Annotated in this window: 15 protein-coding genes; 11 read left to right on the top strand and 4 right to left on the bottom strand. The window is 56.3% G+C overall.

What is annotated here, in order from left to right; translation table 11 throughout:
- The first annotated feature begins 19 nt into the window (after window positions 1-19).
- Window positions 20-1258, top strand: coding sequence for a Tm-1-like ATP-binding domain-containing protein (locus ACR0CW_RS20595; protein ID WP_155142911.1), 1239 nt, complete (start codon window positions 20-22; stop codon window positions 1256-1258).
- A gap of 28 nt (window positions 1259-1286) precedes the next feature.
- Here ACR0CW_RS20595 and ACR0CW_RS20590 read toward each other — a convergent pair whose 3' ends face one another.
- Complete coding sequence (locus ACR0CW_RS20590) at window positions 1287-2006, bottom strand: helix-turn-helix transcriptional regulator (protein ID WP_480789198.1); 720 nt, start codon at window positions 2004-2006, stop codon at window positions 1287-1289.
- 88 nt (window positions 2007-2094) lie between these two features.
- Here ACR0CW_RS20590 and ACR0CW_RS20585 point away from each other — a divergent pair, with 88 nt between their 5' ends.
- The 8 genes from ACR0CW_RS20585 to ACR0CW_RS20550 all read left to right on the top strand — a co-directional run bounded on the left by ACR0CW_RS20585 (window position 2095) and on the right by ACR0CW_RS20550 (window position 8589).
- Window positions 2095-2532 (top strand): RidA family protein, encoded by a 438-nt coding sequence (locus tag ACR0CW_RS20585; protein ID WP_480789197.1) that lies wholly within the window; start codon window positions 2095-2097, stop codon window positions 2530-2532.
- 273 nt (window positions 2533-2805) lie between these two features.
- Complete coding sequence (locus ACR0CW_RS20580; protein WP_480789196.1) at window positions 2806-3240, top strand: hypothetical protein; 435 nt, start codon at window positions 2806-2808, stop codon at window positions 3238-3240.
- Entirely contained in the window at window positions 3237-3902 is a 666-nt protein-coding gene (locus tag ACR0CW_RS20575; RefSeq protein ID WP_480744810.1) for a MotA/TolQ/ExbB proton channel family protein, read from the top strand. Before ACR0CW_RS20580 ends, ACR0CW_RS20575 begins: the two co-directional genes overlap by 4 nt.
- Window positions 3903-3933: 31 nt before the next feature.
- Entirely contained in the window at window positions 3934-4260 is a 327-nt protein-coding gene (locus ACR0CW_RS20570; RefSeq protein WP_480789195.1) for an ExbD/TolR family protein, read from the top strand.
- Between the two features lie 4 nt (window positions 4261-4264).
- Complete coding sequence (locus ACR0CW_RS20565; protein WP_170337065.1) at window positions 4265-4642, top strand: ExbD/TolR family protein; 378 nt, start codon at window positions 4265-4267, stop codon at window positions 4640-4642.
- Complete coding sequence (locus ACR0CW_RS20560) at window positions 4639-5736, top strand: energy transducer TonB family protein (RefSeq protein ID WP_480789194.1); 1098 nt, start codon at window positions 4639-4641, stop codon at window positions 5734-5736. The genes ACR0CW_RS20565 and ACR0CW_RS20560 overlap by 4 nt, the downstream gene beginning before the upstream one ends.
- Window positions 5737-5983: 247 nt before the next feature.
- Window positions 5984-7369 carry a bifunctional enoyl-CoA hydratase/phosphate acetyltransferase gene (locus ACR0CW_RS20555; protein WP_480789193.1) on the top strand — a complete coding sequence of 462 codons (1386 nt, stop codon included), beginning with the start codon at window positions 5984-5986 and terminating at the stop codon, window positions 7367-7369.
- Window positions 7369-8589 carry an acetate/propionate family kinase gene (locus ACR0CW_RS20550; protein WP_480789192.1) on the top strand — a complete coding sequence of 407 codons (1221 nt, stop codon included), beginning with the start codon at window positions 7369-7371 and terminating at the stop codon, window positions 8587-8589. Before ACR0CW_RS20555 ends, ACR0CW_RS20550 begins: the two co-directional genes overlap by 1 nt.
- Before the next feature lie 252 nt (window positions 8590-8841).
- Here the strand turns inward: ACR0CW_RS20550 and gph are convergent, their stop codons facing one another.
- Entirely contained in the window at window positions 8842-9507 is a 666-nt protein-coding gene (gph, locus tag ACR0CW_RS20545) for a phosphoglycolate phosphatase (protein ID WP_480789191.1), read from the bottom strand.
- A gap of 220 nt (window positions 9508-9727) precedes the next feature.
- On the opposite strand from gph, the gene hemP reads away from it, so the two are divergent.
- Both hemP and ACR0CW_RS20535 read left to right on the top strand, forming a co-directional pair.
- Entirely contained in the window at window positions 9728-9895 is a 168-nt protein-coding gene (hemP, locus tag ACR0CW_RS20540; protein ID WP_155143008.1) for a hemin uptake protein HemP, read from the top strand.
- On the top strand, window positions 9892-10368 hold the full coding sequence (locus ACR0CW_RS20535; RefSeq protein WP_155142930.1) for a hypothetical protein: 477 nt from the start codon (window positions 9892-9894) through the stop codon (window positions 10366-10368). The genes hemP and ACR0CW_RS20535 overlap by 4 nt, the downstream gene beginning before the upstream one ends.
- Before the next feature lie 45 nt (window positions 10369-10413).
- Here ACR0CW_RS20535 and ACR0CW_RS20530 read toward each other — a convergent pair whose 3' ends face one another.
- On the bottom strand, window positions 10414-13479 hold the full coding sequence (locus tag ACR0CW_RS20530; protein ID WP_480789190.1) for an aminotransferase class III-fold pyridoxal phosphate-dependent enzyme: 3066 nt from the start codon (window positions 13477-13479) through the stop codon (window positions 10414-10416).
- A 15-nt stretch (window positions 13480-13494) separates the two neighbouring features.
- Window positions 13495-14421: an NAD(P)-dependent oxidoreductase gene (locus ACR0CW_RS20525; RefSeq protein ID WP_480789210.1), complete on the bottom strand. Its 927-nt coding sequence runs from the start codon at window positions 14419-14421 to the stop codon at window positions 13495-13497.
- Window positions 14422-14472 lie beyond the last annotated feature (51 nt).

Raw genomic sequence — 14472 nt, 5'->3', positions numbered from 1 at the left:
ATCGGGCAGGGAGGAACACATGAGCGACAAGACAATCCTGATCGTCGGGACATATGACACCAAGGATGATGAACTGAACTATCTTGCAGATTGCATCCTGGGGCAGGGCGGGCAGGTTTTGTCAATGGATGTGAGCGTGTTGGGTGATCCGTCTGCGCCCACCGACTATTCCAAACATGATGTCGCCGAAGAAGGTGGATCATCGATTGCCGAAGCAATTGCTTCGGGTGACGAAAACACTGCAATGCAGATCATGGCGCGCGGATGTGCTGCATTGGTTGCGCGTCTGTATGATGAGGGGCGGTTTCACGGGATCATCATACTGGGTGGCTCCATGGGTACAGACCTTGCGCTTGATGCCACTGCAGCGCTGCCGTTGGGAGTGCCGAAATTCATCGTCTCCACCGTCTCGTTCTCTCCGTTGATGCCACCCGCACGTTTGGCGGCTGACGTGCAAATGATCCTGTGGGCCGGGGGGCTCTACGGGTTGAACTCGGTGTGTAAATCTTCGCTGTCTCAAGCGGCTGGTGCGGTGTTGGGTGCCGCGCGAGCTGTAGAAAGACCGCAAAGTGACAAACCGCTTATCGGTATGACATCGCTGGGCAAATCTGCCTTGAAATACATGGTGCCACTGAAGCCTGCTCTTGAGGCGCGGGGTTTCGAAGTAGCGGTGTTTCATGCCACAGGCATGGGCGGTCGCGCGTTTGAGAGCCTTGCAGCGCAAGGTGCATTCGCCTGTGTGATGGATTTCTGTACGCAGGAACTGGGCAATCATATCCACGGATCCCGTATTTCAGCCGGGGCGGATCGTTTGACGAATGCGGGACTGGCAGGAACCCCGCAGATCGTGGCGCCCGGCTGTTATGATCTGGTTGATATCGTCGGCTGGGACGATCTGCCCGATAAATGGGTCAATCACCCACGTCACGATCACAACCGGCTGATCCGATCGATCGTTCTGAACAACGAAGAACGCCGTGCCGTGGCGCAGGCGCATTCCGAGCAGATGGTGAAATCACAGGCACCAACGACTCTGATTATGCCTTTGGGTGGATGCGGTGAGTGGGACCGCCCCGGTGAAGATCTGAATGATCCCGAAGGTCTGGAGGTGTTCATGCAAGAGCTTCGGAAGACCTGCCCGGAAAATGTCTCAAGGGTCGAGCTGGATTGTCACATCAATGATGCGGCATTTGCTGAACAGGCACTGGCAATTTTTGATCAATGGATTGCTGATGGGGTCGTGCGCACTTCCCCGTGAGCAGGATTGCCCTACCGGACGCGCGCGGTCAGCGGTTAATATCGTTGAAAGGGCAGACATCATTTTCGAATGGTACGTGCCGTCGGCGAAATGACTGCTCTTCATTGACTATGGGTTCGCTGATGCGGTCCATACGAAAATGGCGGAAGTCGTTTCGGGCAGGATCCCATGCCACGAGATACCACAAAGGCGGCAGGATCAGCATTGCCTGCGGTTCCACCTCGCGGTGTGAAATCACGCCTTTGGCGTCACGATAGCTAAATCGCAAATGACGCCGTTGCAGGAACGTCGTCTCAAATGCGGGCAACAATGCGGGGTCGATCGAACCCAGATCCCCGATGTCCTGTTTGGGGGATAGCTGTCCGACATGCAGGCAATCCAGAATACTGCGCAGATCCTTGACTTTATCAGCAGGCAGGGCCTTTTCGATTTTTGCTAGCCCGGCATCGGCGAGGTCGGAAAAGGGTAAGGTGCGCGCCGCTCGCATTGCCGCGACGCTGATGAGAAGTGCGAAGACTTCGGTCACTGACAGACGTGCCGTGGTCTGAACGGATTGCGGGTCAAGCTGAAGGCCACCACCCCGGCCGCATTCGGAATGGATAACAAACCCCTGATCCCGGAGAGAATTGATATCGCGCAGAACCGTGCGTCTGGATGCGCCGACCGCGTTGGTCAGCTCGTCTACAGTCGACGTTCCGTGACGCCGCAGGGTGCGAACAATCTCTTCTTGGCGGGACCGAATATCCATTTTCAGCAATCCAGATATATGGTGACAGATTGTGACACCGTTTCTTTCTATATGCGAGGTCATCGATTACTCAGCAAGGAGAAACAGCATGACACATCAGGATCGGATTACAGCCAAAACATCAGAGCACACGCCGGTCATCGTCAATCCATCGCATCTTCATGATCCGACGCCCAACGGCTACAGCACCGCGGTGATCACCCCGATTTCCGGTCGTTTGGCTTTTATCTCGGGGCAGGGCGGGCAGGACGAAACCGGTGCGCTGTCTCCGGATTTAGATGTTCAGGTCGCGCAGGCCTATACCAACCTGAGGGCGGTGATTGAAGCACTCGGTTCGGACGTCTCCCGGGTGGTTAAGCTTACGGTGTATGTAGTTGACCATGACATGTCGAAGTTGGCGACGCTGACCGAGAATGTCGTGGGGATGTTTGGAGACACACTACCAGCACAGACGCTGGTCCCGGTGCCGAAACTCGCGATTGATCCCATGTTGTTCGAGGTCGAGGCCGTAGTCGCCTTGGACTGATTGCACGATGGCGGCCTGTGGGGGGTCCTTGGTGACGCCCCATAGTTTGCACAAATTGAAAGACGCCCTAGATATCATGCAATGTATTGTAATCACTAAGATGTAGAGGCCAATCGGGTGCGGGCGGGTCGATCAGGCAAGAAATTGCGCAATCATCAAATCACAATGCCTATAGCGGCCCTTTTACCAACCAGCTGTCTCCGATATGAGGGAACAAGCGCCTGCGGAGCATCGCCGGCCTTCAAATTTCGCGTAAGCAATTGGGAGCCAGTAATGTTGTTTCGTCGCTTCGCTTTTGCGGCACTGTTCGCCACTGCGACCCCGGCTGTTGCCTTGGCGCAATCCGCAGAACCGCCTTCGCCTGATCTTTCGGTCGAGCTAAACACGGTTGAGGATATCGATGCGGGTTGCCTTTTGACGTTTCTGGTTTCGAACCAGACCGGAGTGCCGATTGAAAGCGCCGTTTATGAGCTTGTAGTCTTCGATGCCTCGGGCAGTGTCCTGCGGTTAACGGTTAACGATATGGGTGAGTTGCCAGCCGACCGTCATCGCGTACGCCGTTTTGTGCAGCCGGATACCACCTGCGATAATTTGGGCCGCGTGCTGATCAATGGTACGAATGCATGCACAGTCGATGGCGCAGAAAGCGAAATTTGCAGTGATGCGCTGTCGCTGAGCAGCCGGGTAGATGTGGAGCTCTTCAGATGAACCCACTTGTGTCACTTCGGGAAATCCTTGCGCTGGGCGGGCCGGTCGTTGCAATTCTGATCGTTATGTCAGTGCTGACACTTGCAGTCGCTATATACAAGCTCTGGCAGTTCGCGGCCTGTGGTGTCGGTCGGCACCGCGTGCTTTCCGATGCACTGGCAGCCTGGGATGCGGGTGACCGAGGCGCGGCGCGTGCACGCCTTGAACAAAGCAGCAGCTATCTTGCTCCCATCGTGGGGGCTGCAATGGATGCGTATGATACGCCCGGCATTGATGATCGGTTGGATGCCGAGGCAGGACTGGCGCTTGCGGGGCTAGAACGCGGTTTTCGTCTGCTCGACACCATTGCACAACTTGCGCCACTGCTTGGTTTGTTCGGCACAGTTATCGGGATGATCAATGCATTCCAGAGCCTTCAGTCAGCGGGCTCTTCGGTTGATCCATCCCTGTTGGCAGGCGGTATCTGGGTTGCTCTGGTTACCACTGCTGTGGGGCTTGCAGTCGCCATGCCGACCTCGATGGTTCTGTCTTGGTTCGAAAGCCGAACGGCGCGCGAAAGGGTGTTTGCGGATAAAGCACTGCGCACCATTCTGGTGCCAGGCCAGTCACTCAACAAAGCGGCGGGCGCTGAAGGCCACTCAGCCGCGCCTGAGCATGCGTAACAAAGCGCCCTTTGTCCGGCGTCCAATGTCGATGACACCTCTCATCGACGTAATCTTTTTGCTTTTGCTCTTCTTCATGCTGTCGTCGACGTTCTCAAAGTTCGGTGAAATTGAACTGGGCAGCGCTACATCCGGGGCCGCCTCATCTGAGACACCTGCTGAGCGTGCCTTTGTGCAACTGGGCGCGGATCGACTGATGCTGAACGGCACCCCAATAACGCTGGAGGAGTTGGAGGCGCAGGTCGAGACTGGTCAGGTTATTGTCAGCCTCGACGAGGGGACATCGGCACAGCGATTGGTGGATCTTTTGGTTCGGTTGCGTGGGCGCGACGCGCTGACGGTCACGGTGCTGGAGTGAGCAGATGATCCGCTATCTTCGCCCACGCCGTAAACGCGATTCAACAATCCCTCTGATCAACGTCGTATTTCTGATGCTGATCTTCTTTCTGATCGCGGGTACGGTTGCGCCGCCCCTCGATCCCGATCTGGATCTTGTCGATACCTCCGAGCTTGCGGGTCGTGAGCCGCCGGACGCTTTGGTTCTGCATCAGGACGGGACCTTGAGCTTTCGGGGCGTGCCGACTGATCCCGATACATACATGATTGGTCACGGTACGGGCCCGGTGCGGATCGTTCCTGACCGGAACGCGTCCGGCCCACTTTTGGTTGAAATCACAAGCGCGCTCCGCCGACTGGGTGCTTCTTCGGTGTTTCTTGTGACCCGGCAGGCTTTGGAATGATCCGGAAGTCCGCCTTTGTTGCGATTTTAGCCATCGTGCTGTCGCTGGTTGTGCATCTTTTGGCTCTTAGTACCACTTCGTCGGGTCTGGCCGAGAGGTCTTCTCAACAGCCCAAGCCGAACACAGTCGAATTGAACAATACCTTTGAAGATCTTGCCGAAACGCCTGCCGAGCCAGTCGAGCCCGAACCCGCCGAGGTGCCGGAGCCAGAGCCGCCTGTTGAAACTCCGCCAGAACCTGAACCGGCTGAAATTCCTACAAGTGAAGCGTTGGTCGCATCACCGGATCCGCAACGCGTTTATGCCCCTGATACAGGGTCCGCTCCGATTGTTCAGCCCGAAGCGCCCGAGCCTCAGCCGTCAGAGCCAGCAGATCAACCGGATGCCGAGGAACAGGCCAGCGACAGTGCGACTGAGACCCCCCCGGCCGAAACTGGCGAGGTAGTTGAAATACCCGAAGGTGACCCAGACGCAATTCCGCCTGCCACGGCCCCTGAGCCAGAGGCGCTTGCAGCTTTGCCTGCTACCGAAGCCCCTCCGGTCCCCGTTGTTCCGCTCGAAAATGAGGCAGTTGATCCCGAAATTCCTGACGCATCAACTGAACCTGAGACAGAAGCATCGGAGCAGGCGGTGGTCTCTTCCATCCGTCCACGTCTTCCGGAACGCCCGCCGTCAACAGAACCACAGGGTGCATTCTCAGGTTCAAAAAAGTTTGATGATCTGCGCTTTCCTCAAGAGGTGATTGAATCGCCGCTGCGTGCCTATCAGCGAGAGGGTCTTGATGCCTTCAAGAAAAGAACGGGCCGAACTGCGTCGGGGGGGCGCGGGCCCGGTAACTCGGACGTCACGAACTATGCTGGCGAGGTGCTTGTCCATTTGAACCGGACCCCGGTTGTTTATGTGTCGGCCCGGGGGTTTGCTCAGGTGTTCTTCGAAATCAATCCTGACGGTACCTTGGCCTGGGTTGATGTTGTCGACAGTTCGGGTTCAGCGGAGATTGATCGTGCTGCGAAGGATCAGGTTCGCAGAGCATCTCCCTTCCCACCGCCGCCGGGCGGCGTGAGTCGTAAACTGTCGTTCTTCTACCAAAAGTGACTGGAGCCAGTTGCCACTAGTCTCGGTCCGACCGGAATGAAAAGTGCCCAGGAGTTAATGACTTCACGTCATTGGCGACTTGGTTCCAGCAAGGCAATAAAAAGCTGAAAATTGCTCTCTTGGCAGAAAGATATTCCAATTGTTTGCCGAAATGTACGTAGGCATTGGCCTGGATCAACAAATTATCACACGGGCAAGATAACTTGTGCCGGACAGATTCTAAAACTCAGTCGGGTAACGACAAAAAATGAGATATCACAACAAACCCTATGACCAGCTCAAGGTCGGCGACAGCGCCGAGCTAAGACGGATTTGCACAGAGGATGATTTCTTCGTGTTTGCGACAAACTCGGGCAATCACAATCCACTTCATCTGGCCAATGAAGACGGTGATGGGGACAGCGTGAACGAAGCCATCGCGCCGGCGATGTTCGTTGGGGCGCTGATCTCGGCTGTGCTTGGTAACATCCTTCCCGGTGCGGGCACCTTGTACAAATCGCAGAGTTTCGAGTTCGTGGATCGTGCCCATGCAGGTGATGAATTACTGGCGCGGGTAACCGTTGCCCAGAAATGCGATAACCGCGAGATCGTAATGGATACGGAAGTCATCCGTCCTGACGATGGCGCTGTAATCGTAACCGGTACTGCAGTTGTGATCGCACCGGAGAAAGAGCTTTCGTTCAGTGACATTGAAGTACCCGGTCTGGTGGTGCAGCGACACCGGCACTTTGATGCACTTTTGGATCGATCTCGTCCCCTGCCACCCATTCCCACCGCGGTGGTTGCGCCAGAGGAGCCGAATTCACTGGGTGGCGCCTTGCTGGCTGCGAAAGAGACGATAATTGATCCGATACTTGTCGGTGATCCCGACAAGATCCAAGCGGCGGCACGTGAGATAGATTTGCCATTGGGAAATGCCGAGATCGTGCCGGTGCGGGATCACTTTGATGCCGCAGGTGTAGCTGTCGATCTGGTTGTCGAGGGGCGTGCCCAGGCCCTGATGAAGGGACATCTGCACACCGATGATCTGTTGCGTGCCGCTTTGCGCAAGGAGCACGGTCTACGTGCTGGCAGGCGATTCACTCATGTTTTCGTCATGGATGTGCCGGGACAGCCGCATCCTTTGCTGGTGACGGATGCCGCGATCAATATCGAACCTGATCTTGAGACAAAGATAGACATTACCCAGAACGCTATCGACTTGGCCATCTCAATCGGTATCGACTCTCCGAAGGCCGGAATACTGTCGGCGGTTGAAACGGTGAACCCTGCCATCAGATCGTCGATAGATGCGGCGCTGTTGTCCAAGATGGCCGAGAGGGGTCAGATCCGAGGCGGGCTTGTGGATGGACCTTTGGCAATGGACAACGCGGTCAGTCTGGCCGCAGCCCGAACCAAGGGAATTGTATCCGAAGTGGCTGGCCGGGCGGATATTCTGGTGGTGCCTAACCTTGATGCCGGGAACATGCTGGCCAAGCAATTGACTTACATCGCGCATGCCGAAGGGGCAGGCGTTGTGCTGGGGGCCAAGGTGCCGATCATCCTGAACAGCAGAGCTGATGACGACAAGGCGCGGTTGGCTTCATGCGCTGTTGCAGCGTTGCACGCTGCCCGAATGGCGGAGCGGATCTGATGACCCATGTTGTGACCTTGAATTCGGGTTCGTCCTCTCTGAAGTTTGGTTTGTTCTCGATGCAGGGGGACGAGCCCGAGGCGATATGTACAGGCGAAGTTGATCGCATTGGCAGCCCGGCTGCACATATTCAGGCGACGGCTTTGGATGGCCGGGACCTGATTGATGAAACGTCCGAGGCGATTGTCGATCATCACAGCGCGCTCGACCACGTTCTGGATCTGGTGGTTCGGCAGTTTCCGGGCGTTACCATTTCAGCCGTTGGACATCGCATCGTGCATGGCGGACCTGACAATGACGGCCCGGTTCTGTTGACACGGGACAGTCTGAAAGACCTTGAACGTTTCTCACCCTTTGCGCCGCTGCACCAGCCGTTCAACATCGCCGGAGCCCGCGCAGCGATGGAGCGGTTTCCGGACGCCGTTCAGATTGCGTGCTTTGATACTGCGTTTCATCGCAATCATCCGTGGGTTAATGACACCTTCGCACTGCCCGCCGTGTATTATGACATGGGCGTGCGGCGTTACGGGTTTCATGGGCTCAGCTATGACTACATTTCAAACCATATGGCCAAAACTGCGCCTCTGTTGCACAGCGGTCGCGTGATCGTTGCCCATCTCGGGAACGGGGCATCGATGTGTGGCATGATCAGCGGTCGTTCGGTCGGCTCCAGCATGGGGTTTTCGGCTTTGGATGGTTTGCCGATGGGAACCCGATGCGGACAACTGGATCCGGGCGTTGTCCTGTATCTCATGGAGCAGAAAGGCATGTCTGCCGCCCAGATAACCCAACTGCTGTACCGCGAGTCCGGTTTGCTTGGGATGTCGGGTCTGTCAAATGATATGCGCACGCTCGAGGAAGCGGATACTCCGGCAACACGCAAAGCGATCAGCTATTTCAATTTCCGGGCACGCCGTGAACTGGGGGCGCTTGCCGCGGTTCTGGGCGGGTTGGATGCGGTTGTGTTCACCGGGGGCATCGGCGAGAATTCGTCTCTGGTACGAGAGCGTATCTGTGCGGATATGGGATGGTTGGGGATTGAATTAGACCCCGACGCGAACGCTGACAGCGCACGGGTTATCTCAACTCAGCTTTCACGGGTTCAGGTCATGGTTGTTCCGACGAACGAGGAACTGGTTATTGCGCGCGCTGCCGCGCAAATCTGTGGGTCGCCATCGAACTGCCGTGTTTCTGAACTGGAATTCAACAGTCACAACTGAGCTAAAAAACCGGATTGGAAGACGATTCTAGCAGATAAGGATCTCGGGCCTTTCTGACAGAAAAAATGCCCACCTACGGGAATCCCCCAATTTCGCGCATCGGCGCTGCAGGCTATCTTGATCTCAACAGGGTCATTCCTGACCAACCACTTTCCCCGATGAGGGGCTGGCATCTTACCCCCTCAGCCGGCCCCTCAAAAACCTTCTTACATAAGAAATCCGGTCGTTGCCCAAAGCAATTTTTGGGTTGGGTTAATCCGTTCCTGCCAAGTATTGGCCAACAAGTGCGGGCAATTTGGCGCTGTCATCGTAACTGATAGTATGCGGAATTTCAGCTACTGGTGACTTGCGATACCCTTCTGTGAACAGCAGAAACGGTACCTCGGCGCGTTTGGCTGTTTCGGCATCCACTTCGCTGTCACCAACAAATAGTCTGGGCCCTGAACAACCCAATGCATCAAAAGTTTCGTTTAAATGCTTGGGGTTAGGTTTGCGCACGGACAGTGTGTCACCGCCAAAAACAACATCAAAATGATGGGCGAGATTCAGTGCTTTTAACACATGGCGTGCCGGTTCTTCAGGTTTGTTGGTGCAGACGCCAAGGCGGTGTCCCTGCCTGCGTAACTCTGCCAATGCTTCCATGACGCCGGGATAGGGCACGGTCTGATCACTGGATGCTTTGTTGTAGTGATCCAAGGTTAGCTTCGTCAGCTCACCGTGGCGGTTCATGTCGATTTCGCAATGGCGAATTGTTCGCTCAACTAGCTTGGGCAAGCCATTTCCAACGAATCGCCCGATAGTGGTTTGAGGCAAAGGCGCGTGCCCAGCATCGCCCAACATGCGATTCACGGCTCCGGCGAGATCAGCAAGGCTGTCTACCAACGTACCATCAAGATCGAATACGATTGCTGCTGACATCTATTTGCACGCCTCTGTCGCCTGTTTAGAAAGGCGTAACTTATTCAAACTACAGGCGCAAATTGCAAGTTTCTGCGCAAGAAAAATCCAGGCCTTGACATACCTTACTATTTTAATCAGATTAAGCGATGAAACAACAGCCAGCCCAATCCAGGGTCAGCCATATCAGTGAATGCGAACAGATAAGGCGTTTCGCCTGAACAGCCCTGGAGATGTCCCGATGAACGCGCAGAACCCGAACCCCAGCCAATCCTATGCGGTTTCTATGCTTCCTTCCCACAAGGCCGAGGATCTGACTAAAGGTGGCAACCTGGCCCATATCGAGTTGGGCGACCAGCTTTACACTCTGCGCATCACCCGCGCCGGTAAACTGATCCTGACAAAATGAGCGCTCCAAACTCACGCGGCGGAGCTGCCGTCGGGCGGCTATCCGACCTGAGCCCATTGGAGGCAGGTGCAGTCATGTATCTGCGACTGTGGAGCGAAGGAGCCGACGGGCGGGCAGATGCGGCCAGCGATTTCGATATCGCACTGGGCGCAGATCAGGGACGTGCAGCAATGCTGACACTTGATCGTCTATGCTCGCTTTGCGCCCATCACGGACGCCGCCCGCTGGTACGTCATGGGCTTGGTTGTGCGTGTCTGGGTGCTGACGAGAACTGCTTTGCCCAGATGATCGCAGCCGCCTCGGAAGGTGCGCGCGAGGATGCCATGATGATGGCCTCGCTGATCGTACGCCCAGATTTCGCTCCGGCATTGGCGTCGCTTTCCGAAGAGCTTGGGCTTGCATTGCGTCGAATGACAACCGCGATACCGCTGCCAACAACCGGGCACAAAACCCCCTCGACCGTGTTGCACTGACAGGAAGATCGCAAAACCCCGGCCCACAAGAGCTGGGGTTTCGTTTTAGCAGCAGCCACATCCTGCGTGATGGTGATCATGATCGCAGGCCGGGGTGGGTTCGAACGCCCCAACCTCGCTCAGAACATCGCGCAAGGCCCACAGGATCATGTCAACGTCTTCGGCTTCGATGGTCAAAGGTGGCCTGATTTTCAGGATGTTGTCCTTTGGCCCTTCGCTGCCGATGAGAATGCGATGATCGCGCATCCGGTTCTTGACGTATTTGCAGATTTCGGTGCCTTCGGAGCCATCGGGATTAATGAGCTCAACACCCAGAAACAGCCCCATGCCCCGCACATCGCCAACACAGCCGTACTCGGTTTCGATTTGGCGTAGACCGGCCATCAGGCGTGCACCCATCGCGTTTGCGTTGTCCTGCAGGCCTTCGTCATCAACAATATCCAGAACCTCTTTGCCGATACGGCATGACAGGGTTGAACCGCCAAAGGTCGAAAAGAACTCGATCCCGTTGTTGAAACTGTCGGCAATTGCCTTGGTCGTGACCAGAACGCCCAGCGGGTGACCGTTTCCAATGGGTTTCCCCATGACGACGATATCCGGCAGTGCCCCCTGATGTTCGAAACCGAAGTAATATTCACCCAACCGGCCCAGGCCAGTCTGAACCTCATCGGCGATACAGACACCTCCGGCAGCGCGGATTTTCTCGTAGACCGCTGGCAGATACCCTTTGGGTGGAATGATCTGACCACCTACCGAAGGGAAGGTTTCAGCAATGAAGCCAGCAACACCCTGACCCCGGTCACGAAGCGCTTCAATCGCCGGATCCACCAGATCAGCGAATTTTGACGCACGTTCCGGATCGTCGCGTTTGAACGATCCGCGATAGTCGTCTGCAACCTCTACCAGTTCGACCCAATCGGCTTGGCCAATTCCACCCGGCTTGTTGAACTTGTAGGCCGAGATCGCCACCGCAGCATTGGTATTGCCGTGATAGCCATGATCAGGCGTTACGATCCCTTTCGCGCCGGTATGAGCGCGGGCCAGACGCAGAGCTAGTTCGTTTGCTTCTGTACCCGAGTTCACGAAAAAACAGACCTCGAAATGATCGGGCAGCTTTGACAATACCTTCTCGGCAAACGCAGTTTGCGCCGGGTGCAGGTATCGGGTGTTCGAGTTCATACGCTTCAGCTGATCTGCAGCAACAGCCTGAATTCGGGGATGAGCGTGACCCACATGTGGGACGTTATTGTAGGCGTCCAGATAGGGTCGACCCCATTCATCAAACAGATGATGTTTCCAACCACGCACCAGCATGACCGGATCGTCATAGGTCAACGACAGATTTCCACCGAAATGGTCGTGTCGTCCCTGCAGGATCGCCTGCTTGTCCGTCGGGCGATAGAAAACCTTGTCATCTGGCAGGTTCAGCAGCGCCGCCGGGTTCGGGCAAACCGCGTGCCACAGATACATCTCATCCGGATCGCCAACGCCGGGCCAGTCAGCTTCCATTCCGACGGTCGTGAGCGCCAGCTGGAAATGTACATGCGGAGCCCAGCCGCCATTCTGGCTGGCATCCCCAAGCCGGGCAAAGGCCGCACCTTGTGCCACAGGGTCGCCGGGTTTCAGACGGTCGCATACTTCTGGGTCCAGATGGCCGTAGAGCGTATAGAACGGATCACCTTCGGGCGTTTCGTGATGCAGGATCACGACACCGCCATAGTCGAGGTGACTGTCCCGGTTCTCAACAACTTCTACTCGGCCACTCATCGGCGCGTGTAGCACAGTGCCTGCCGGGGCGAACACGTCCACCGCCAGATGTACCGTTCGACGATCGGATGCTTTCCATGGTCCCTTGCGGAATCCGGGCTCGGCATAGATCAGACGCGGCTCGCTGTAATAGCCCAGCCACAGACCATCGCCAAACTCTTCACCCACGCGCGCAGCCTCTTCCAGCGGCATGTGGAACGGGTTTTGCGGCCACGTTGAGTTCTCAACTGACAGTGAGCCCATAGGAGTGTCGCTTAGGTCCTGTCCGAACATCTGGGCAAACTGGCCACGATGTTCGGAGAGGTAGGCGTGGATGCGTTCAGCACCATCCGTCACTGGCAACCCACACGCGGCCCGCAAGCGCGCGGGCATCAGGCCGCCATTGACCGAAGCGTTCTCAAGAAAGCGCCAAGCCGGAGCCTGACTGATGGTTACATAAGGATCTTCGGGGTTTTCGATCGCCATCAGTGTCGAGTTCACGACGGAAACGGCCAGTCGCATGCGCAGAAGGGGCCAGATCAGGTCAACTTCTTCCGGTCGCAACCGGTTGGCTGCGTGATAACCACGTACCAGTGCAGTCAAGGCGCGCTCGGGCTTTGGATGATCCAGAACGATATAGGCCCCGGCAATGGCCAGATCGCAGATGCGTGGCGCTGCGCACATGTCGCCCAGGTCGATCAGGCCAGAGATGCTCTGCCGTTGCCCCAATTCGCCTTCGACAAGGATATTGTAGTCGTTGGCATCATTGTGGATGGCCTGTTTCGGCAGCTCGTTCAGCTTGCCGGATATCACAGCAAACCCGTCGGCGATTTCCTGCAGCAAATCCCGTCTGTCGGGATCTGCAATCGCATCCAGCTTGTCATTGATCCAGCCAGCCTGAACGAGATCCCATTTGAAATCAGAGCGATGCAGGCCGTCATGCGAGAACCGTTCCAACGCGCGGTCAGTGGCGCCAAGAGCACGCCCCAGTTTCAGGATCAACTCTTCCCGTTTGGGGGCCGCTTTTGCGTAGCATTCCCCGGGCAGGCGTTCGAGCAACCAAACCAGTCTGGTTTGGCCCGCCTCATCTTCGATGCCGGGCAGCAGATTTCCATTCAGATCAGGAAACACCTTGGGAAATGGCAATCCAGGCGCTTCTGTCGCGATGTGTTCAAGGGCTTTCACCTGCAGATCGACGAACTCAGCTTCGCAATCTGCCCGCATGACCTTCAGCACATAGTCCTGACCATTGGTTGCCTGAACCAGAAAGTTGAGGTCATATTCGCCATCCAGCCGCGTCAGCTTGGCTTCGTGACCCCAATGCCTGCGCAGGGCACCTGCCCAGAATTCTGTCAAATCGCACATCAGCCTGAGTGTCCTTTAGTCCAACGCTCGCAACCGTTTGATCAGCGAGGATGTATCCCAACGCCCGCCGCCCAGTTTCTGCACGTCCTTGTAAAACTGATCGACCAACGCCGTGACCGGCAGAGAAGCGCCGTTTTCATTGGCTTCATCGAGGCAGATACCAAGATCCTTGCGCATCCAGTCCACTGCAAAGCCATAGTCGAAATGGTCGTCCAGCATGGTTTCGTGACGGTTTACCATCTGCCAGCTGCCAGCAGCGCCCTGACTGATGACTTCGACAACTGCGCGGCCATCCAGCCCTGCTTTTTCAGCGAAATGAATAGCCTCACTGAGACCTTGAACGACACCAGCGATGGCAATCTGATTGCACATTTTGGTCATCTGGCCCGCTCCGCTCTCGCCAATACGGCGGCAGACTTTCGAATAGACCTGCATCACGGGCTCGGCTTTGTCATAAGCCGCCTGATCGCCACCACACATGATTGAAAGCACACCGTTTTCAGCCCCGGCCTGACCACCTGAGATTGGCGCGTCGACAAAATCGATGCCCTGCGCAGCGGCCGCATCGTATAACTCGCGTGTAACTTTTGCGGATACTGTGGTGTGATCGACGAAAACTGCGCCCTTTGACATGCCCCCAAAGGCACCGTTTTCACCAGTGCAAATCATCCGAAGATCGTCGTCATTTCCAACACAGGCCATAACGAATTCTGCACCCTGTACCGCTTGTTCCGGTGTCAGAGCCATAGCGCCGCCATGTTGTTCAACCCAGGCTTCGGCCTTGGCTGCAGTGCGATTATAAACAGTGACTTCGTGACCCGCTGCCTGCAGGTGACCGGCCATGGGATAACCCATGACGCCCAGGCCAAGGAACGCGACTTTTGCCATTTGGTGATCCTCTCCGCTGTCCGGCCTCTCCCTCTGCTTTGCAGCAGGCCGGATTGTTCAGCAGAGACAAAGCAAAGCTGGGGCCAAAGGGCAACCCCGGGTCAC

The sequence above is a fragment of the Ruegeria sp. CH6 genome, from assembly GCF_056537005.1.
Note: the sequence above shows the minus strand (reverse complement) of the source record. Positions and strands in the feature narration are given on the sequence as shown.

What these genes read in the sequence shown, in the direction of transcription:
- ACR0CW_RS20575 (WP_480744810.1), top strand. Translation starts at nt 3,237, where the DNA reads ATGAACCCACTTGTGTCACTTCGGGAAATCCTTGCGCTGGGCGGGCCG.
- gph (WP_480789191.1), bottom strand. Translation starts at nt 9,507, where the DNA reads ATGTCAGCAGCAATCGTATTCGATCTTGATGGTACGTTGGTAGACAGC.
- ACR0CW_RS20555 (WP_480789193.1), top strand. Translation starts at nt 5,984, where the DNA reads ATGAGATATCACAACAAACCCTATGACCAGCTCAAGGTCGGCGACAGC.
- ACR0CW_RS20535 (WP_155142930.1), top strand. Translation starts at nt 9,892, where the DNA reads ATGAGCGCTCCAAACTCACGCGGCGGAGCTGCCGTCGGGCGGCTATCC.
- ACR0CW_RS20595 (WP_155142911.1), top strand. Translation starts at nt 20, where the DNA reads ATGAGCGACAAGACAATCCTGATCGTCGGGACATATGACACCAAGGAT.
- ACR0CW_RS20550 (WP_480789192.1), top strand. Translation starts at nt 7,369, where the DNA reads ATGACCCATGTTGTGACCTTGAATTCGGGTTCGTCCTCTCTGAAGTTT.
- ACR0CW_RS20585 (WP_480789197.1), top strand. Translation starts at nt 2,095, where the DNA reads ATGACACATCAGGATCGGATTACAGCCAAAACATCAGAGCACACGCCG.
- ACR0CW_RS20570 (WP_480789195.1), top strand. Translation starts at nt 3,934, where the DNA reads ATGACACCTCTCATCGACGTAATCTTTTTGCTTTTGCTCTTCTTCATG.
- ACR0CW_RS20565 (WP_170337065.1), top strand. Translation starts at nt 4,265, where the DNA reads ATGATCCGCTATCTTCGCCCACGCCGTAAACGCGATTCAACAATCCCT.
- ACR0CW_RS20580 (WP_480789196.1), top strand. Translation starts at nt 2,806, where the DNA reads ATGTTGTTTCGTCGCTTCGCTTTTGCGGCACTGTTCGCCACTGCGACC.
- ACR0CW_RS20530 (WP_480789190.1), bottom strand. Translation starts at nt 13,479, where the DNA reads ATGTGCGATTTGACAGAATTCTGGGCAGGTGCCCTGCGCAGGCATTGG.
- ACR0CW_RS20560 (WP_480789194.1), top strand. Translation starts at nt 4,639, where the DNA reads ATGATCCGGAAGTCCGCCTTTGTTGCGATTTTAGCCATCGTGCTGTCG.
- hemP (WP_155143008.1), top strand. Translation starts at nt 9,728, where the DNA reads ATGAACGCGCAGAACCCGAACCCCAGCCAATCCTATGCGGTTTCTATG.
- ACR0CW_RS20590 (WP_480789198.1), bottom strand. Translation starts at nt 2,006, where the DNA reads ATGGATATTCGGTCCCGCCAAGAAGAGATTGTTCGCACCCTGCGGCGT.